Raw genomic sequence first — 18,795 nt, forward strand, 5'->3', positions numbered from 1 at the left:
GGCGGAGCGAACCAAGGCGCCTGACCAGCGGCTCGGCGGTCAGGCGGCGATGTGGGCCGCGGCCTCGGCCGGAGTCCACAGGCGCGCGGCGCCGCGCACGCCCGAGGAGTCGCCCCACCGGGCCGGGGCCAGCCGGGCGCGCCAACCATCAGAGAAGACATGGGGCTCGATGAAGGCCGGCAGGCGCTCGTACAGCTCATCGACGTTCGACAGCCCGCCGCCGAATACGAAAGCGTCGGGATCGACGATGTCGGCGATCACCGCCAGGCCCCGGCCCAGGCGGTCGAGGTAGCGGTCGAAGCTGATCACGGCCTCGGCGGCGCCGGCCCGGGCGGCGGCGATGATCTCTTCGCCGGTCAGGGCCTGGCCGGTGCGCTCGAGGTGATCGCGACGGAAGCCGGTGCCCGAGATCCAGGTCTCCAGGCAGCCGTGCCGGCCGCACCAGCAGGCCGGACCCGGCGATTCTTCCGGCTTGGGCCATGGCAAGGGCGCATGGCCCCATTCGCCGGCCACGCCGTTGGCGCCCTCGACCAGCTTGCCGTCGACCGCCAGGCCGCCGCCGCAGCCGGTGCCGATGATCACCGCGAAGACCCCGGCCAGGCCCGCCGCCGCGCCATCGACGGCTTCCGACAGGGCCAGGCAGTTGGCGTCGTTGGCCAGGCGCACGGGGCGGCCCAGGCCCGCTTCCAGGTCCTCGCGGAACCGGCGGCCGTTCAGCCAGGTGGAGTTGGCGTTGCGCATCACGCCCGTGCGCGGCGACACCGAGCCGGGCGCGCCAACGCCGATCGAGCCGCGCCCGCCGGCCTGCCGCTCGGCCTCTCCGATCAGATCGCGGACCGTGGCGATGGCGGCGTCGTAGGACCCGGGGTTGGGGGCGCGCACGCGGGCCAAGAATCGGCCGTCCGGCGACAGGGCGGCGGCCTCGATCTTCGTGCCGCCAAAATCAACGCCGACCTGAATCAAACCGCTTTTCCTCCCGCCGCCGTTCGCCGCCCCTCAGGCATGCGCCACGCGCGTTTCTCCAGTTCGCCTCATAGTCAGCAGCGTCGAATAAAGAAAGCAATTTAAATAATTCTCCAGTCACGGCGGCGCTATCGCCACCGCCCGTCGCGATGCTACTAGGACGTTAGGTCGAAGGTTGCCGAATGCCGTCCTTGGAAGTCTCGCGGAAATCGAACCGGAAGCGCACCGCCGGCGCCAGCCTGTCGGGCGCCAATCTCGAGCGGGTTGGCGACCACAACCAGCGAGTCATCCTGCAGGCCATCCGGGTCAACGGCCCGATCACCCGCGTGACCCTGGCCCAGATCACCGGCCTGACGCCGCCCGCGGTGGCCAACATCACCAAGCGCCTGCTGGACGATGGCCTGATCCTGGAGGCCGGCCGGGTCCAGGGCGCGCGCGGCCAGCCGGCGATGAACCTGACGATCAATCCCGACGGCTGCCTGTCGATCGGCGTCAATATCGACCGCGACCACATCACCGTGGTCATGCTGGACCTGCTGGGCGCGGTGCGGGCCCGGGCCAGCAAGGAGATCGAATTCCCCCTTCCGGCCGACGTCGCCAAGTTCTGCAAGGCCCAGATCCACAAGATGCTGGCCGGCTGGAAGGGCGAACCGCCGCGCCTGTCGGGCATAGGCGTCGCCCTGCCCGACGACCTGGGACGAGTCGACCTGCCGCACCGGCCCGAGAACTACGACGTCTGGAGCACGGCCGACATCGGCAAGCTGATGGCCGACATCCTGCCGCTGCCGGTGTTCCTGGAGAATGACGCCGCCGCCGCCGCCTTGGGCGAGCTGCAATTCGGCCACGGCCTGCGCCGTCCCAGCTTCTTCTACGTCCTGGTCTCGTCGGGCCTGGGCGGCGGCCTGGTGATCGAGGGCGACTATTTTCGCGGGGCCCAGGGGCGCAGCGGCGAGATCGGCTTCCTGCCGGTCAGCTCGCCCGAGACCCCGGCCCGTTCGCTGCAGGAGGTGGTGTCGCTGTCGGCGCTGTACGCCCATCTCGAGGCGGGCGGGATCGCGGTCCAGCGTCCCGACCAGCTGATCGACCTGCCGGCCGAGGGCGAGGCCCGGGTCGAGGCGTGGATCGACCTGTCGGCCAAGCTGCTGGTCCAGCCGTTCGTGGGCATCAGCTGCCTGGTCAACCCGGAAGCCATCTATGTGGGCGGGCGGCTGCCCACCGCCCTGCTCGACCGGCTGGTCGCGGCGGTCAACGCCCGCCTGGCCGCGATCGAGAACGTGCCCGCCCTGGCGCGCGTCGAGCGGGCCGCCACCTCGGCCGACGGCCCGGCGGTCGGGGCGGCCCTGCTGCCGTTCACGGCCCAGCTGCTGCCCTCCCGCGCCGCCCTGATGAAGACCGGCCACCGCTGACCATCCGCCTCCGGATTATATTGTCCGCTGGGCCGTCACCGGCTGACCCTTCCGATGCTGGGCGTCGAGCATGACGATGGCGCGGTGGGCGGCGCGGATCGCCCCCTCCTGCCAGGCGCCGACATGGCTGAGATATTCGCCGGCGAAGTGGATCGGCCCGTCCGGCTGGCCCAGCAGGCGGTAGTCCGGCTCGTCGTCGCTGGCCCAGCCCACCCCGATGCCTAGGGTGTAGGGCACCGCGGCCCACTGCACCTGCAGGGGCTTCTCCAGCAGCTTGCCGCAGCCGGGGTGCATGGCCTCGATGATCCTGCGGGTGTGCTCGATCTGCTCGGCGCGAGGCAGCTTGGCCAGCTGGGTGGCGGCCGGCCCGCCGGTATAGGCGCCCAGGATCACGCCGGTCTTGGTGTGCAGGCCGTAGCTGGGATACCAGACCATGTTGGTCGGACCCTTCACGAACGAGAGGCCGCCGTAGATCTGGTACTTGGGGCCCTCCCAGAAGCGCGGGGCCTGCCAGGCGATCTTGATGCTGTCGCGATAGGGCGTGCGGGCGATCGCGGCCTTGTAGGCCGGGCTGAAATCGGCGTCGATCTTGGCCAGCACCGGCAGCGGGATGGTCGAGATGCAGTAGTCGGCCTCGATCGTCAGGTCCCGGCCGGCGACCTTGTCGTGATAGGCGATCCTGACGCCCTTCTCCGTCTTGCGGATCTGGCGCACCTCGCACTGGCGCTTGATGATCTTGGGGCCCAGCGCCTTGGCGAAGGCGTGCGGGATGGCGTCCATGCCGCCCTTGGGCTGGAACATGGTGGCCTGCATGTCGATGGTCTCCTCGAACAGCACGCCGTTCCACAGGTCCTCGTCGAGCAGGGCCTTGAGGCTGACCGGGTCGTGGGGCGTGGCCCGCTCGTCGCCGGCTCCTGGCTCGATCTTCAGCCCGGCCCGCTGCGAGCCCTTGTAGAAGAGGTCGGGCGACAGGTCGCCGTAGGTCTTCAGGAAGGCGACCATCCGCTGCTTGTCCTCGGCGGTCAGGTCCGCGTCGAGCGCGCCGGTGTTGATCGCCTTGGCCAGCAGCTCGGAGACGTGGCCGCGGGTGTCGTTGATCGCCGTCCGCATCTGGATCGGCCTGCCGCCGTTGACCTCGGGATTGAGCAGCAGGGCGCTGCGGCTGCTGTTGACCTCGACCTCCAGCTCCACTCCCAGTTCGCGGCAATAGCCCAGGACGATCTGGTGGTGACTGGGCAGGCGCGCGGCGCCGGCGTTCATGTACTGGCCTTCGTCGAACTCGCAGACCTGGCGCGAGCCGTCGGTCATCTCGATCTTGTCGCCCCGGCGCACGGTCCACACCCGGCCGCCGGTGCGGGCCCGGGCTTCCAGAATCGTGCAGTCGTAGCCGGCCTTGCCCAGCTCCCAGGCCGCCGCCATGCCCGAGACGCCGGCGCCCAGGATCACCACCTTGGCGCCCTTGCCGCCCCCGCCCTGGGCCAAGTCCGGCGGCGCGCCGGCCGCGAAGGCCGTGGATGGGGCCAGCAGGCCCAGGGCCTGCATGGCCGTGAAGGCGGCGCTGTAACCGCCGGCCGCGCCGATGGCGTGAATGAAGTTGCGACGGCTGACCGGCATGCGTGACCCCTCTTTGCCCGTTGACGGGGGCTATGCGAGGCGGCGGCTTACCAGGGGTCAACCAAGCTCCAGCGGCGCCGCGCGTTTGCGGGCGCGGCGCCGCCGGAGCTTGCGGACGGCGCCGCATTTCGCGGCGCTGGGCCCTTGTCCGTGCGCGATCGTGCAAGAGACCGGACGCGCACGGACAAGCGACTCGGGTCTAGACCGGCGGCGGATTGACCGCCTTGAAGCCGCCCTCGCGCCAGTAGGGATAGTGCGGGTAGGCCGGGGTGACGGCGCTGGCGGCGTCGAGACGCGCCACCTGCTCGGCCGTCAGGCTCCAGCCGATCGCGCCGAGGTTCTGGCGCAGCTGCGCCTCGTCGCGGGCCCCGATGATCACGCTGGACACCGTGGGCCGGCGCAATAGCCAGTTGAGGGCGATCTGCGGCAAGGTCTTGCCGGTTTCGGCGGCGACCGCATCCAGGGCGTCGACCACCGCATACAGCCGCTCGTCGTCGACCGGCGGGCCGATGTCGGCGGTCTCGTGCAGGCGGCTGACCTGGGGCAGGGGCTGGCCGCGACGGATCTTGCCGGTCAGCCGGCCCCAGCCCAGCGGGCTCCAGACCATGGCCCCGACGCCCTGGTCGATCCCTAGCGGCATCAGCTCGTGCTCGTAGTCGCGACCGACCAGCGAATAGTAGGCCTGGTGGGCGACATAGCGCGGCCAGCCATGCCGGTCGGCCGCCGCCAGCGACTTCATCAGCTGCCAACCCGAGAAGTTCGAGGCGCCGACATAGAGCACCTTGCCGGCCCGCACGAGGTCGTCCAGGGCCGACAGCACTTCCTCCACCGGGGTGAAGGCGTCGAAGGCGTGCAGTTGCAGCAGGTCGATGCGGTCGGTGCGCAGGCGCTTGAGGGCGGCCTCGACGCCGCGGAGCAGGCGCAGGCGCGAGGTTCCGGCGTCGAGCGGGCCGTCGCCTATCGGCAGGCCCAGCTTGGTCGAGATCAGGGCCTGGTCGCGCAGGCCGTCGAGGGCCGCGCCGAGGATCTCCTCCGAGGCGCCGTTCGAATAGACGTCGGCGGTGTCGAACAGGTTGACCCCGGCCTCCAGGCAGATCTCGATGAGCCGCCGGGCCTGGGCGGCGTCGGTGTCGCCCCAGGCGCTGAACAGCGGTCCCTGGCCGCCGAAGGTGCCGGCGCCGAAGCTGAGGGCTGGAACGCGAAGGCCGGAGCGGCCGAGCTGGCGGTATTCCATGAGGTTCTCCTTTGATGGGACCAAGGACCGTTTCCGTCAGGCCGGCTTCAGCGCGCGGCGCTCGAGGGAAAGGCTGAAGGCGGCCAGGGCCAGGGCCGAAAGCGGCACGGCGGCGGCCACCAGGGGTATGGACGCCAGGCCGGGGCCGTGGGCGATCACCGCCCCGCCCAACCAGGCCCCGAACGCGTTGCCCAGGTTGAAGGCGGCGATGTTCAGGCTGGAGGCCAGGCCCTGGCCGGCCCCGCCGGCCTGCGACAGGACCCGCATTTGCAGCGGCGCGACGGTGGCGAAGGCGGCCGCTCCCAGGGCGAAGGCGGCCACCACCGCCCCGATCCGGTCGTGGAAGCCCAGGGTCGAGGCGACCAGCACCAGGGTCAGGACGGCGAGGCTGCCCAGCAGGGCCGGGGCCAGGGCCTTGTCGGCCCAGCGGCCGCCGACCAGGTTGCCGCCGACCAGGCCGGCGCCGAACACCAGCAGGATCGGCGAGACGGCCGCCTTCGAATAGCCGGCCAGCTCGGTCAGGATCGGCTGGATGTAGGTGAAGACCGCGAACACCCCGCCGAAACCCAGCACGGTCATCGCCAGGCCCATCTGCACCTGCGGCCGGGCCAGGACGGCGAACTCCTCGCGCAGCGGCGCGAGCTCGGCGACGTCGGTCTCGCGCGGGACCAGGGCGGCCAGCACGGCGAAGGCGACCAGGCCGATCGCGCCCACGGCCCAGAAGGTCGCGCGCCAGCCGAAGGCCAGGCCCAGCCACGCGCCGAACGGCACGCCCAGCAGGGTGGCCAGGGTCAGGCCGGTGAACATAACGGCGATGGCCGAGGCCTTGCGCTGGGGCGGGACCAGGCTGACGGCGACCAGCGAGCCGACGCCGAAGAAGGTCCCGTGGGCCAGGGCGGTGACGATCCGCGCGGCCATCAGCAGGCCGTAGGTCGGGGCCAGGGCGGCGGCGATGTTGCCGATCGTGAAGATGGCCATCAGCACCAGCAGGGTCGTCTTGCGCGGCAGGCGGCGGGTGGCGATCGTCAGGATCGGGGCGCCGACGAACACGCCCAGGGCGTAGCCGGTCATCAGCAGGCCGGCCTGCGGGATCGAGACGCCGAGGTCGGCCGAGACCTGCAGCAGCAGGCCCATGATGACGAATTCGGTGACGCCGATCCCGAAGGCGCCGACGGTCAGGGCGTAGAGGGCGAGCGGCATGGGCTGGGCTCCGGAAGGATTTCGAGCCGCTGAGGTAGTCTCCGCCCATCCCGTGAATTAGACTGTCCGAACGACAGGGATCTGTGAGTTCAAGTCAAAGATGGCCAGGCTGGAGGTCAACCGCTCGGGCGAGATGGAGGTGTTCGCCCGGGTCGTGGAGCTGGGCGGCTTCTCGCCGGCGGCGCGCGCGCTGAAGATGACGCCCTCGGCGGTCAGCAAGCTGGTCGGCCGGATGGAGGCGCGGCTGGGCGCGCGGCTGGTCAACCGCTCGACCCGCAAGCTGACCCTGACCGCCGAGGGCGAGCTGTTCCACGAACGGACGTTGCGGGTTCTGGCCGACCTGGACGAGGCCGAAGGCGCCGTGGCCGCCAGCCAGACGCCACGCGGCCGGGTGCGGATCAATTCCAGCGTGCCGTTCGGCCTGCACCACCTGTTGCCCCTGGTCCCGAAGTTCTCGGCGCTCTATCCGAAGGTGATCCTCGACCTAGTGCTCTGCGACACCGTGGTCGACCTGCTGGAGGCCCGCGCCGACGTCGCCATCCGGGTCGGGCCGATGCGGGCCTCGCAGCTGATGGCCCGCAAGCTGGGCGACAGCCCGATGGCGGTGGTGGCCTCTCCCGCCTACCTGGCCCGCCACGGCGCGCCGCGGACGCCGCGCGACCTGGCCGCCCACAACTGCATCGGCTTCAACTTCGCCCGCCACTGCGACAAGTGGCCGTTCGTCGACGGCGGCGAGCGACTGTTCCTGCCGATCCACGGCGCCGCCACCTCGGGCGACGGCGAGACCTCGCGCCAGCTGGCCCTGGTCGGTCAGGGCCTGGCCCGGCTGGCCCATTTCCACATCGGCGGCGACATCGCCGCCGGCCGGCTGGTTCCGGTGCTGGAGGCCTACAATCCCGGCGACCGGGAAGAACTGCATGCGGTCTATGTCGGCCACGGCGGCCAGCTGCCCAGCCGCGTGCGGGCGCTGATCGACTTCCTGGTCGCGGAGGTCGATCTCCATGCGGCCTCCGGGGCTGCGGTTTAGCCGCGCCTCAGCGCGCGGCCGGCGCCGCCAGCTTGGCGCCGACAATCTTGCGGAAGGTCTCCAGCGGGCAAAGCGTCGGGTCGCCGTTCACGCCGCAGCCGGGGATCGGGAAATAGGCGTAGGCGGGCGGGTTGGCGACGGTCAGCGGCTGCAGCTCGCGCAGCTGATCCATCGTCTGGGCGGCGTAGAAGGCCCGCACGAAGGCCCGGCCGCCGACGTCCCTCAGCAGCTCGAAGCCCATGGCGCCGCCGGGAGGCGGATCGTCCCGGGGGTAGTCGGCGGCGGTGAAATGAACGTCGAGAAAGCCGCCCAGGGCGGCGATGTTGGTGTCGTGGCCGACCAGCAGGGTCAGCCTGCCGGTGTCGGCCTCGCCGTTCAGCGCCGCCAGGATCCGCTTGGCCACCGGCGCCGCGTAGCGCTCGGCGACATAGGCCGGCCGCGCCTCGTAGCGGAACTTCACCGTATGGAAGCGCAGCATCGCCTGAATGTCGGCCTTGGAGGCCCGCCCCCAGCCGACCTGGTCCATCGGCTTGCCCTCGACATATTCCAGCAGCACCGTCTGGCCGGCGGTCGACGCGACGGCCAGGGCGCCGTCGATGTCCGGTCCTTCGTGCGGATTGGCCTTCAGGCTGGACGGCGTCCGGGCGATCCCGCAGCCGGCCTTGCTGGCCCGGTCGCAGCCCAGCACCTTCTGCAGGATCGCGAAATCGGCCGCGTGAAGGCGCGTCTCGGCGGCCAGGCCGGGCTTCATCCGCCGGGCCGCCTTCAAGGCCGCCGCCCCGTCGATCGTCTCGCCGCTGTCCAGCGGGTGGAAGACCGGATCGTTGTCCTCGCTGTCGGGATGGGCCACCGCGATTCCGCACCCGGGCTGCAGGCCCTCGGTGAAGGCCTGGGCGGTCTTGATGGCCCGCGACTTGCCGCTGGCCCAGACCACGACCTCGCCGGCCGGCGCGCAACCCTCACGAGGCAACAGACCGCGTGAGGCCAGGAAGGTGCGGTTGTAGACGCCCATCAGCCGCGCGCCCTCGGCGCCATGCTCGGTCAGGTCGCCATAGGGCGTGGTCCAGCTGGACCACGGCTGGGCGGTCGTGCCCTCCGGCGTCGCCTGGGCCTTGGTCGGCGGGCGCACCCCGTGGCGCATCAGCATGACCACGCGCTCGAGCTTCAGGTCCGAGGGCGGCGCGGCGGCGAAGGCGGGGGCCGGCGCGGCCAGGGCCAGCGCCAGCAGCAGATTACGAACGGTCGACATGAGGCCCTCCGGACTTCCGTAGCCGGACCATCTAGCCTCGTGCCGCGACAGGCGTGCGACAAGTCGGGGACACGCCCACGGGCATGTCCCCGCTCGCGATCCTCAGGCCAGGGCCTTCTTGTAGAGCGCCAGCAGGTTGGCCCAGGCCTTTTCGGCGGCGGGTTCGTTGTAGACGGCGCTCCCCTTGACGGTCCAACCGTGGGCCGCGCCCTCGAAGACCTCGACCTGGGCCGGGCGCTTGGCCTCGGCGAAGGCGGCCTTCAGCTTGTCCTTCACGGTCGGATCCTGCTTGTCGTCGTTGTCGGCGACCTCGATCAGGAACTGGGCGTGGGTCGTGGGGATCAGCAGGTGCGGACTGGTCGGCTGGTCGGTGACCAGGCCGCCGCCGTGGAAGGTGGCCACCGCCCCGATGCGGTCCGGAACCGCCGCGGCGGTGCGAAACGACAGGGGGCCGCCCATGCAGTAGCCTTGGACCCCCGCCTTCTTGGCCTTATTGATCTGGGGCTGGGCGTCGAGGAAGGCGAGATAGGCGACGGCGTCGCGATCCGTGCCCTCCGGCGTCACCGTGGCCCGCAGCGGCGTCAGCTTCTCGCGGTCGGCCGGCTTGGAGAAATCGAACGTTCCGTCGATCACTGGCGCCTTCCTGGCCCGGTAGTAGAGGTTGGGAACCAGCACCACGTAGCCGGCGGCGGCCAACCGCCTGCCCATGTCGCGGAACGCCGGCCGCAGGCTCAGCACGTCGGGCCAGATCAGCACCGCCGGCCACTTCCCTTTGGCTTCCGGAGAGTACAGGACGGCGTCGGCCACGCCGTCGGGCGTCTTGATCTCGACGTCCTTCTCGACGACCGGGCTCTGCGCCCCGGCGGCGGTTGCGGCGACCCCGCCCAGGGCGGCGGCGGCCAGGCCGAACGTCCGGCGCGACAGGCGGAGGTCGTGGACCAGACCCGGGTGGATATCGTCGTCACACATGCGAGCAGTCTCCCTCGAGGCGGCAGGGCGTGAGCCCTTCGTGGCGGGCGCATTACCGCATGACCCAGGCCCGCGAATGTTTCAACGGCGAAACATCCGCCGAGGTTCGTCGACGGCTAGGCGGCGAAGATTCGCCTCCCCCGTTCGACGTGCAGGCGATGCGAACCCGCGAGCCCGCCGTCGCGGGCCTTGACCGTCCGCAGGAACAGCCATTCGCCCGTCAGGCGCTGGGGCGTCACCTCGATCATCATGTAGCCACGCTGGCTGGTGTCGGCCCATTTCAGCTCGGGATTGGCGGCCATGAAGCCCCGGGCCACAACCTTCGGGTCGACCCCGAAGTCGCCCTCGGCCCCGCCCGAGGTGACGCTGTGGCCAGCGAACTCGACGCCCGCGGGCTGGCCGTCCTCGCTCAGCGCATAGGCCCAGGCGTTGTGGCTGTCGCCCGACAGCATCACCAGGTCGGCGTCCGCCTGCTGCGCCGCCTTCAGCAGCCGCGAGCGCGCCGCCGGATAGCCATCCCAGCGGTCCATCCACATCGGCAGGCCCAGCCTGGCGGCGCGGATGTTGTTCCTGTAGCCGTCGGCCTTGCGCTCGGTCACCGAGGGCCGCAGCCAGTCGACGGCGTCCTGGGGCATCACCGTCCGTCCCAGGATCGTGCCCATGCCGACCATCTGCCAGGCCGTGGCGCGGGCGTTGGTCTTCAACTGATGGGCCAGCCAGCTTTCCTGGGTCGAGCCCAGCATCGTCGCCGACGGGTCCCGCCACGGCCCGTCGCGGAACGCCTTCAGCGCGGCGTCGGGATCGTCCGCCCGGAAGGCCGCCCCGATGTCCGCCGGCCGGGTGCGGCCCAGCAGGCGCGATTCGGTGCGGTAGAGCGTGGCCAGCGCGCCGATCGGATAGGCCTTCCAGGGCTCGTCCGAGACCGGCATCCACTCGCGATAGACCTGCATGGCGGCGGCGCGGCGCAGGTTCCAGTCGCCTTCGACCGCCGGCTGATGGTTCTGCGCGCCGCCTTCCCAGCTGTCGTTGGCGGACTCGTGATCGTCCCAAAAGGCGACCATCGGGGCCATCTGGTGCAGCCGCTGCAGGTCGGGGTCGGCGCGGTAGCAGGCGTAGCGTAGGCGATAGTCGGCGATGGTCAGGATCTCGTTCGCCGGCTCCAGCGACCGTCCGGCCGCCCAGTCGCCCTCGTGGATCGAGGCGGGGCCGTATTCGTAGATGTAGTCGCCGGTGTGCAGCCACAGGTCCAGGTCGGGCCGCGCGGCCGCGTGGCCGTAGGCGTTGAACCAACCGACCGGCAGGTTCGAACAGGAGAACACGCCCAGTCCGAACCGGGCGACGTCGCCGACCGGCAGGGTCTTGGTCCGGCCGACCGGGGACTTGCTCCCGTCGGGCGCCACGAATCGATACCAATAGACGGTCCCGGGCTCGAGCCCGTCGACCGTGATCTTGGCGGTCCAGTCGCGATAGGCGCCGGTGCGCACGACGCCGCCCGCCACCACCTTGGCGAAGCCGGGGTCGAGCGCCAGCTCCACCTCGAGCCGGACCACGCCGTCGCCGGCCGGGGGGACATAGCGGGTCCACAGCAGCATGGAGTCCGGCCCCGGTTCGCCGCTGGCCACGCCGTGGGTGAACCCCGTGACGCCGAGGAGCTGGGCGGCGAGGCCGACGCCGGCGGGCAGCGCCAGCGCGCCCAGTCCGAGCCCGGCGCCGAGAACCAGGCTGCGACGATCGATGTTCAGGACCATGACGGGTCTCCGCGTGATTTGAAGGGGAAGAGACCGCGCGCGCCGCGCCCTCGGGCGCGCGCGGCCAGGCCGGCTCCCATGGCGGGGGAGGCGCGGGGAGCCGGCGTTCGAACCTAGAAGGCGCCCTTGATCCCCACGTTCCACATCGAGCCGTAGATGCTGTACTGCTGCACGCGGCTGCGGACGTTGGAGTAGATGACGTCCGGGGCGTTGAAGATGTTGCGGCCGGCCAGCATCACCTCGAAGCTCTTGTTGATCTTGTAGCTGGCGCTGACGTTCCACAGCTCGCGAGACGCGTGGTAGAGGATGCCGTTGTTGGCCGTGGTGGGCGTATTGCTCAGGGCGCTGGTGCGATATTTCCCCTGCGCGTTGCCGGTCAGCTGGACATCGAACTTGCCGTAGCTGTAACGGACGCCCCAATTGGCCGCCGTCTTGGGCATGTTCACGCGCTCGCCGTCGGGATCGATCTTGGTGATCGAGCCGCGCAGGCCCAGGCCTCTCAGGGCCCCCGGCAGGAAGGTCAGCTGCTGGTCGTACTCCAGGATCAAGCCCTTGTTGGTGCTTGTGCCCGGCAGGTTCTGGGCGCTGCGGAAGGTGTAGCCGGCGTAGTCGCCGGGATTGTACCCGACGTCCTCGGGATCGACCGTGACGCCGGTCACCTGCATGTCCTTCACGTCGAGCTGGTAGGCGGACAGGCCGATGACGCCCGAAGGCTCCAGGAAGTACTGCAGGCCGGCGTAATATTTGGTCGAGTGCTCGGGCTTCAGCAGCGGGTTCGGCACCGAGACGATCAGGTTGTTGTCGTCCACCGCGACGACGCCGCCGAGATTGCCGTAGTCGGGGCGCAGGATCGACTGGCTGAAGGCCAACTGGCCGACCAGCTTCCTGGTGAAGTCGTACTTGGCGCCGCCGCTGAGGAACCAGTCATCATACTCGCCGTGGCGGGTGGTGTAGGTCCCGTTGCGGTACTGGTAGAGCAGGCCGGCGACGGTGCTGGTCGAGAGGCCGGCGGCGGTCACCTCCTTGGCCGGACGGATGTCGGCCACCCGGGCGTCGGTCTTAGTGCTCTCGTAGCGCAGGCCCAGGTCGAACTGGGCCTTGCCGACGCGAGGCTGGACCTCGAAATAGGCGGCGTTGATCTCCTCGCCGACCTTCTTGTTGTTGTCGAGCCGGCGCTTCAGGTTGCCCACGGCGTCGGGCACGAAGTAGTCGGGGTGGGCCTGGTAGATGTCATAGACCGCGTAGTTGCTGTCGGCGCGCCAGGTCTGATCGTTCAGGTTGCCGGCGTCGAAGCCCAGGATCTGGAACTTGTAGTTCTGGGTCCAGGGGATGACCGCCTGCGGGGCCTTCTGGGTCAGGTCGCCGGTGGGGCCAACGTACTGGAACTGCTGGTACGACCCCTCGTTGGTCTTCCAGACATTGGTCCGGTAGGTCGCGCCGGCCAGGACCTTGAGCTGGGCGGGCCCGACGTTCAGCTTCTTCTTCAGGTCGAGATTGAGGCCGTACATCTGGTTGGCGGCGTCGGATTGCGACGTGCGGATGTTGTTGCCGATGTCGTCGTCGCGGTTGAAGTTCGTGGGATCGCTCCAGGAGCGGCCGGCGGTCTGCTTCAGGGTCCAGGCGTTGGAGTCTTCCGACGCGCGGTCCAGCGTGAAGCCGATGCGGGTCAGGTAGCTGTCCGTACGCTGAAAGAAGCCCTTGTCATTGTCCCGGAAGTTGAATTCCGAGCTGGAGTAGCTGCCGCGCAGCAGGGCCTCCCAGGTGTCGCCGCGATATTCCAGCTTCGGGGCGAACAGGTAGGATGGGGTGCCCGCGTAACGGTGCGAATACTGCGTGTGCAGGCGAGTGTTGGTCCCGTTCGGATTGACGACGATGTGGGTGGGCGTGGACTCCGCCATCGTCTGCGACACTGTCGGCGTGCCGAAGATCAGGAAGGTGTACTGGTTGAAGTATTCGACGTCGTAGAGCGAGTAGGTGCTGCGCAGGGACAGCGCCAGCTGATCGGTGATCTTGTAGTCCACGCTGAGGTTGGCCGCCTTGCGGCTGGTCAGCTTGGGGCCCGGACGCCACATGACCTGGTAGGGAATGACCCGGCCGCTGGCCAGGTACGACCAGTCGGTCTGGATGCGGTCCTGCTGGACATAGTTGGCGTTGTAGCTGGCGTTGAACGCCACGCCCAGGCGGCCGTCCAGGAAGACGTCGGCATAGCCGATCTGGGCCGACGGGAAGAGACGCGCATGCTTCTTGTCGTCGGGCAGATAGGCCTTCGATAGACCGGAGTCGGACGTGCCGACGCCGCCCAGCTGGAAGCGCAGCAGGCGGCTGTTGCGCTGGAAGGCGTACTTGCTGCGCAGGTTGATGGCGCCGCCGGGAGAGTCGGCGTCCATGCTGGCCTGCAGGGTGTTGTTCAGCTCGATCGAGTCGACGCCGGTGATCGACATCTGTTCGAACGAGTTCTGGCGGCCGTTGTTGTTGTTGGAGGTGGCGGTCGCCATGCGGGCGCCGTCGGTGGTGAAGGTCGAATATTTCGGGTCCAGGCCGCCGATCCGCACGGCGGTGGCGTCCACCTCGGTGTAGTCCAGCGAGATGCCCGGCATGTTCTTCATGAACTCGCCGACGTCGCCCATGGTCAGGGCGCCGAAATTGTCCGCGGCGACGACGGTCTTGGCGTTGGTCGAGGCGCGGCGCTCCATGATGGCGCTGGCCTGGCCCTCGCGCCGGGCGACGATGGTGACCGCCTCCACCTCGCCGTCCTTGGCGGCGTAGGTCAGCGGCGCGAGCGCGATGTCCAGCGTCGCCGCCTGCCCCGCGCCAACGCTGGCGACAGACCTGGACTCCTGCAGGCCGGTATATTTGACCACGACGGTGACCTCGCCGCTGGGCACGCCGGTGAGCCGGAAATCGCCGCCGTCCTCGGAAAAGGCGACGATCGTCGTGCCCTCGACGCGGATCTCGGCGTTGCGCACGTACTCGCCGGTCGCGGCGTTCAGGATGCGGCCGCGCACGACGCCGGCGCCGGTCTGGGACGGCGTCCCGTTCGACGCGCCGGGACCGGACGATCGCAGGGTGATGATCTGGCCGTCATCGGAATCGATCCGCAGCGGCGTGCCGGCGATCAGGAGGCGAAGCGCCGCCCGCACGTCCATGCGGCCCTTGACGGCCGGCGTCCGGAGACCTTCGAGATGCCGCGCCGACGCCACGATCTGCACCTGCCCCTGGCGGGCCAGCTCGGGAATGGCGCGAACCGCGGGCTGGGCCGGGATGTCGAAGATCCGGTCCTGGGCCATGGCCGGCGCGGCGGTGGCGAGCGCAATGACGGCGGCCCCGCAGGCGAGGACGGAATGGCGAGAGTTCATGGACAGGCGGCCCCCAGTCGCCGCGTGGGTCGCGACGTTCGCGGTTGAGAGCCGTCAGCCGGTGGCTTCCGCTATCGTGTTACAAAAACTTCTTGGAGCGCCCCGGTCAGTGAGCCCCCGCGCCACGGGGCGCGCCGCGGGTCAGGACGACGTCGCCGCCCTCCTGTTCGACCTTCGCGTCGAACACACGGGCGATGGCGCGGCTGAAGCCGGCCGGATCGTTGGCGGCGAACAGGCCGGTCACCGGCTCGCGCGCCAGGGCCGGATCGCGGATCTGGATCCGGGTGTCGCTGTAGCGGGCGAAGGCCGCCGCCGCCTGGTCCAGGGATTCCCCTTCGAACGCCAGCTTGCCGTCGCGCCAGGCCAGCTCGCGGGTGACCGCCTCCGGCCCGACCGGCCGCGGGCGCTCGGCCGGACCGGACAGCGCCAGCTGGGTGTTGGCCTTCAGCGCCACGCCGTTCGCGGTGGGCGAGGCCGCTACATCGACCTGGCCCTGGTTCACCAGGACGTCGACGGGATCCGCATCGAGCTTGCGGACCCGGAAGCCCGCCTGCGCGGTGCTCAGGCGGCGGCCGTCCACCTCGACGACGAACGGCCGCTTCTCGTCGCGCGCCACGGAAAAATAGGCCTCGCCCTCGAGCAGGGTGACCAAGCGCTCGCCCTGGCTGTACCGGACCCGGATCCGGGTCTCGGTGTTCAGCAGCACGGTCGAGCCGTCCTTGAGCGGCGCCAGGCGGATCTCGCCCCGCTCGGTGCTGATGACGGCTCCGGCGGCCGGCAGGCCGACGCCCAGGGCGGTCACGGCGACGGCGGCGGCCGCGCCGCCCGTCCAGGTCAACGCCTGGCGGCGGGACAGACCCGCGAACCGCGACCGCCTGGACTCGAGAGGCGCCTCGAACGCGACCGGGTCGAAACCAGGCCCCAGCGCCTGGGCGGACTCGCTCATCAGCGACAGCGCCCGCGCGCGCAGCAGCGCGCCCCTGCGCCGCGGATCGCCCCGCAGCCAGGCCTGGAAGGCGTCTTCCCCCTCGGGAGTCAGCGGCCCGCGATCCAGCCGCGCCGTCCAGTCGGACGCCGCCTGATCAATGTCTCGACTGGTTTCTCGCTCGGCCATCTATCGAGGCGATCTCCGCTTCCAGGGTCCTAGAGGTTTGGGGCCGCCTGTTTCCGCCACGGCCGAACCAATCAATCAAGAAGAGGATGCCGCGGGAAATATGCGTTTCGACCGTATTCTCCGATATCCGCATGCGGGCGGCGATCTCCCGCTGCGGCATGTCCCGCACCCGGCGCAGGACGAAGGCCTCGCGGGTTTTCAGCGGCATGGCCGCGATCGCGCGGGCCAGCTGGCGCAGTTCGTCCCGGTCGATCGCATACTGCTCGGGCGAGGCCGCGGTCTCGGGCTGCTCCAGCCGTTCCAGGTCGTCGACGGTGTGGATCGGAACGATGCGCGCGCGGCGGACATGACGCATGATCACCGAGCGCGCGACCTGGAACAGATAGGCGCGCGGATGACGGATGGCGTCCACGGTCTCCAGCTCGGCCAGGATGGTGTAGGATTCCTGGATGACGTCGTCGGGGTCGACGCCCGCCGGCGCGGCGCGCGACAGCCAACCCCTAAGGGCCGGCTCGTGCGGCAGGATGTTCCGCAGGAACCATCGCGTTCTTTCCCTGTCGGCGGCGCTCATCCGTTATCCGCTGGCTGGAGACTGGGTCACCGCGGAGCGGTCCAGCGCCGTGCCTAGCGGCCAATTGTGACACTCAGGCCTTCGTGCACGCGGCCCGCGGGGTCATGCGCCAAGCTCAACCCAAGATCACACCTCGAGCACTTATGCCGCGATCGAGCCTATCGCCCTCGCGTTCAGTTCTCGGCCGTCACAGCGACTCCGAGATACGCGGTCGATCGCCGCCGTCTACGCCTCGATGGCGGCGGCGAGACGGTCGCCGGGATTACGGTGACAGTGCACCAAATTCTCCCCTCGGCTTCCGCCCTCGCTTGCCGGGGGCGAGCGGGCGGCCGGTCAGGGCTTCGAGGCGGGCGATGAAGGCCTCGCCGCCCACCGGCCGCCCGATGGTCTCGGCCCGACGCAGCCCCCGGGACAGCGCTTCGTCCTCGCCGTCGGCGATCATCGCGGCGAAATCGGGATAGCGCGACAGCACCGGCGCGGTCCGCGTTAGGCCGTCGCCGCGCTCGGGATCCAGGCAGGCGTGCAGGCTGGACCAACGCCAATCAGCCGCCCGCTCGACCAGGCGCGCCCGCACCGGGTTCAGCGCCACGTAGCGCAGCGCCGCGCCCAGGTGCGCCTCGTCCATGGCCACGCAGCCGAAGCGACCCTGCCAGAAATGTCCGGTGCGCTGGTCTCGCGCATGGATGGCGCCGGCGTAGCGGCGATGGACCAGCGCCAGGCAGCGGCGCAGGCCGTCGGGATCGGAGGGGACCAGGATCAGGTGGACATGGTTGGGCATCAGCACCCAGCCCCACACCTCGACGCCGGCCTTGACGGCGTTCTCGGCCAGCAGATCGCGGTACAATTGGTAGTCCGCGTCGCTGAAGAACGTCTGCGCCCGGCCGTTGCCACGCTGGGTGACGTGGTGAGGAACCCCTTCGAAGACAGTGCGAGCCAGACGCGCCATGCCGCGACGCTGGCATGACGGGGTGAGGAGAGTCAAATTAGTGCACTGTCACCGTAATTCCATCCCCATATCCGATGGGGTCGGCTTGGAGAGACAGATCCCCCCCGACGCGGCCCCGTCGTAGATCGGGCGATTTTCCTTATGCCACTTGGCCCCACGGCGGCTCACACGGGCGAGGTTTGCCCGGAGCGCCGATTTGGCCCTTGAGGCGGTTTTGGCGGCGCATGAGAGCGCGCGGACATCGCCGACGACAGCCCCAAACCCATCACCGTGCGAAATGCTAAGCGCCTACCTCCCCTCACCGGCAATTCTTTTTGCAAGCTTCGTCACGCGAGAGCGCGCACGGACTTTCGCTCCATCGAGCCAAGTTACTCGAAGCTGCCACAAGCGCGACCAATCGTTGGGCAATGCATTTAACCGAACAGATAGTTGATCTATTTCGCCGTACAAACCGAGCGTGGAAAAATGAAAATCCACATCCCACTCAGCTTTACGCGCAACAGCATCATCGGCGAAATGTACGTGGATTATCCGGTAATCTTTCTGCTCATGATAGACACTGCCAAACGATATTGATTCATCCCAATCATATCTAGGACAAATTACACTTCGTTGTTTTTCGGCCATTTTCAGGAAATACTCCCGAACGGACAATCTCAATTCAAATTCTATATTCATGTCATCACCGGCAATTACTCGTTAATAAACAATATTGTGACCGGAATTTATCTGTATATCTACCCTATTGGGGTAATCATCAGTGTAGGTGGAGAAATTATACGGCCCTGAATACCCTCCGGCTGCAGCTATATTCCCAGCCTTCGCGATGGCAGCAGTAGACGCAGGGCCAAAGTGTATAGCATCTCGAGCGGTTAAGCGTTCATTCAATTCTATGATGGCGCTATCAACTTGACCAACCGTCACTGGTTTTTGCTGAGAAATAGTTTTGCTCAACATACCACCAGGATAATCTTTCATCTTTGGACCTTGGATCTGCACCGTCACAGAATATGGATCCTTTCTGCGCGTACGCGCTGCTGCAGCGGCGTCAGCTTTGGCCCGACGCGCTTGATTTGCCTTGCTTTTCCAACCAATTGATGAGTTGGCGGGGTTACTTGTCGCGGTTGGCGTGTGGCACATACCACAGATTGGGTTCGCCCCCTTAGATCCACTTTCGGGAGCCTCCCAAACCGTACAGAAGAGACACTGCTCAAGTCCGGTTGGATCGCTCCGATTCAGCGGGTCATTATCGACATAGGCGTACCAGTTGAGCCCATCCCCGTACCCGATGGGGTCGGTTTGGAGAAACCGCCCCAGGGTCGGAGAATAGGCCCGGGCCTTGTAGTGGTACAGCCCCACCTCCGGCAGCCAGATCTGGCCGGTGTATTGGAAGCGGCC

15 protein-coding genes are annotated in these 18,795 nt (G+C 68.8%); 2 read left to right on the forward strand and 13 right to left on the reverse strand.

The window, feature by feature from the left end; translation table 11 throughout:
- Positions 1–39 precede the first annotated feature (39 nt).
- Complete coding sequence (locus BM066_RS17465) at positions 40–963, reverse strand: ROK family protein (RefSeq protein ID WP_018061787.1); 924 nt, start codon at positions 961–963, stop codon at positions 40–42.
- A gap of 182 nt (positions 964–1,145) precedes the next feature.
- Here BM066_RS17465 and BM066_RS17470 point away from each other — a divergent pair, with 182 nt between their 5' ends.
- On the forward strand, positions 1,146–2,369 hold the full coding sequence (locus BM066_RS17470) for an ROK family transcriptional regulator (RefSeq protein WP_018061788.1): 1,224 nt from the start codon (positions 1,146–1,148) through the stop codon (positions 2,367–2,369).
- Between the two features lie 15 nt (positions 2,370–2,384).
- On the opposite strand, the gene BM066_RS17475 is transcribed toward BM066_RS17470, so the two are convergent.
- From BM066_RS17475 to BM066_RS17485, 3 genes are all read right to left on the reverse strand, one after another.
- Entirely contained in the window at positions 2,385–3,983 is a 1,599-nt protein-coding gene (locus BM066_RS17475) for a flavin monoamine oxidase family protein (protein ID WP_018061789.1), read from the reverse strand.
- 199 nt (positions 3,984–4,182) lie between these two features.
- Positions 4,183–5,217: an aldo/keto reductase gene (locus tag BM066_RS17480; RefSeq protein WP_018061790.1), complete on the reverse strand. Its 1,035-nt coding sequence runs from the start codon at positions 5,215–5,217 to the stop codon at positions 4,183–4,185.
- A 36-nt stretch (positions 5,218–5,253) separates the two neighbouring features.
- A complete protein-coding gene (locus tag BM066_RS17485; RefSeq protein ID WP_018061791.1) occupies positions 5,254–6,417 on the reverse strand; it encodes an MFS transporter in 1,164 nt (387 codons plus the stop codon).
- 100 nt (positions 6,418–6,517) lie between these two features.
- On the opposite strand from BM066_RS17485, the gene BM066_RS17490 reads away from it, so the two are divergent.
- Positions 6,518–7,444, forward strand: a complete 927-nt coding sequence (locus tag BM066_RS17490) for a LysR family transcriptional regulator (protein ID WP_018061792.1) — start codon at positions 6,518–6,520, stop codon at positions 7,442–7,444.
- Between the two features lie 7 nt (positions 7,445–7,451).
- Here BM066_RS17490 and BM066_RS17495 read toward each other — a convergent pair whose 3' ends face one another.
- From BM066_RS17495 to BM066_RS27080, 9 genes are all read right to left on the reverse strand, one after another.
- Positions 7,452–8,693: a histidine-type phosphatase gene (locus BM066_RS17495; RefSeq protein WP_018061793.1), complete on the reverse strand. Its 1,242-nt coding sequence runs from the start codon at positions 8,691–8,693 to the stop codon at positions 7,452–7,454.
- Between the two features lie 102 nt (positions 8,694–8,795).
- Entirely contained in the window at positions 8,796–9,662 is an 867-nt protein-coding gene (locus BM066_RS17500; protein WP_018061794.1) for a dienelactone hydrolase family protein, read from the reverse strand.
- Positions 9,663–9,778: 116 nt separating this feature from the next.
- Entirely contained in the window at positions 9,779–11,410 is a 1,632-nt protein-coding gene (locus BM066_RS17505; RefSeq protein ID WP_018061795.1) for an alkaline phosphatase D family protein, read from the reverse strand.
- Between the two features lie 113 nt (positions 11,411–11,523).
- Positions 11,524–14,766: an outer membrane beta-barrel protein gene (locus BM066_RS17510; RefSeq protein ID WP_018061796.1), complete on the reverse strand. Its 3,243-nt coding sequence runs from the start codon at positions 14,764–14,766 to the stop codon at positions 11,524–11,526.
- A gap of 106 nt (positions 14,767–14,872) precedes the next feature.
- Positions 14,873–15,880, reverse strand: a complete 1,008-nt coding sequence (locus tag BM066_RS17515; RefSeq protein ID WP_018061797.1) for a FecR family protein — start codon at positions 15,878–15,880, stop codon at positions 14,873–14,875.
- Positions 15,849–16,451, reverse strand: a complete 603-nt coding sequence (locus BM066_RS17520; RefSeq protein ID WP_018113015.1) for an RNA polymerase sigma factor — start codon at positions 16,449–16,451, stop codon at positions 15,849–15,851. The genes BM066_RS17515 and BM066_RS17520 overlap by 32 nt, the downstream gene beginning before the upstream one ends.
- A gap of 262 nt (positions 16,452–16,713) precedes the next feature.
- A complete protein-coding gene (locus BM066_RS17525; protein ID WP_018061031.1) occupies positions 16,714–17,397 on the reverse strand; it encodes a transposase in 684 nt (227 codons plus the stop codon).
- Positions 17,398–17,685: 288 nt separating this feature from the next.
- Positions 17,686–18,024 carry a hypothetical protein gene (locus BM066_RS26055; RefSeq protein ID WP_177218491.1) on the reverse strand — a complete coding sequence of 113 codons (339 nt, stop codon included), beginning with the start codon at positions 18,022–18,024 and terminating at the stop codon, positions 17,686–17,688.
- Between the two features lie 72 nt (positions 18,025–18,096).
- On the reverse strand, positions 18,097–18,795 hold a 699-nt coding region (locus tag BM066_RS27080; RefSeq protein ID WP_255367636.1), incomplete at its 5' end, for an RHS repeat-associated core domain-containing protein.

The sequence above is a fragment of the Caulobacter sp. UNC279MFTsu5.1 genome, assembly GCF_900114015.1.
GTDB lineage: Bacteria > Pseudomonadota > Alphaproteobacteria > Caulobacterales > Caulobacteraceae > Caulobacter.

Bases quoted from the DNA above. Each gene is read 5' to 3' on its own strand.
- BM066_RS17515 (WP_018061797.1), bottom strand. From the start codon at position 15,880: ATGGCCGAGCGAGAAACCAGTCGAGACATTGATCAGGCGGCGTCCGAC.
- BM066_RS17500 (WP_018061794.1), bottom strand. From the start codon at position 9,662: ATGTGTGACGACGATATCCACCCGGGTCTGGTCCACGACCTCCGCCTG.
- BM066_RS17525 (WP_018061031.1), bottom strand. From the start codon at position 17,397: ATGGCGCGTCTGGCTCGCACTGTCTTCGAAGGGGTTCCTCACCACGTC.
- BM066_RS17480 (WP_018061790.1), bottom strand. From the start codon at position 5,217: ATGGAATACCGCCAGCTCGGCCGCTCCGGCCTTCGCGTTCCAGCCCTC.
- BM066_RS17510 (WP_018061796.1), bottom strand. From the start codon at position 14,766: ATGAACTCTCGCCATTCCGTCCTCGCCTGCGGGGCCGCCGTCATTGCG.
- BM066_RS17485 (WP_018061791.1), bottom strand. From the start codon at position 6,417: ATGCCGCTCGCCCTCTACGCCCTGACCGTCGGCGCCTTCGGGATCGGC.
- BM066_RS17490 (WP_018061792.1), top strand. From the start codon at position 6,518: ATGGCCAGGCTGGAGGTCAACCGCTCGGGCGAGATGGAGGTGTTCGCC.
- BM066_RS17520 (WP_018113015.1), bottom strand. From the start codon at position 16,451: ATGAGCGCCGCCGACAGGGAAAGAACGCGATGGTTCCTGCGGAACATC.
- BM066_RS17475 (WP_018061789.1), bottom strand. From the start codon at position 3,983: ATGCCGGTCAGCCGTCGCAACTTCATTCACGCCATCGGCGCGGCCGGC.
- BM066_RS26055 (WP_177218491.1), bottom strand. From the start codon at position 18,024: ATGGCCGAAAAACAACGAAGTGTAATTTGTCCTAGATATGATTGGGAT.
- BM066_RS17470 (WP_018061788.1), top strand. From the start codon at position 1,146: ATGCCGTCCTTGGAAGTCTCGCGGAAATCGAACCGGAAGCGCACCGCC.
- BM066_RS17495 (WP_018061793.1), bottom strand. From the start codon at position 8,693: ATGTCGACCGTTCGTAATCTGCTGCTGGCGCTGGCCCTGGCCGCGCCG.
- BM066_RS17505 (WP_018061795.1), bottom strand. From the start codon at position 11,410: ATGGTCCTGAACATCGATCGTCGCAGCCTGGTTCTCGGCGCCGGGCTC.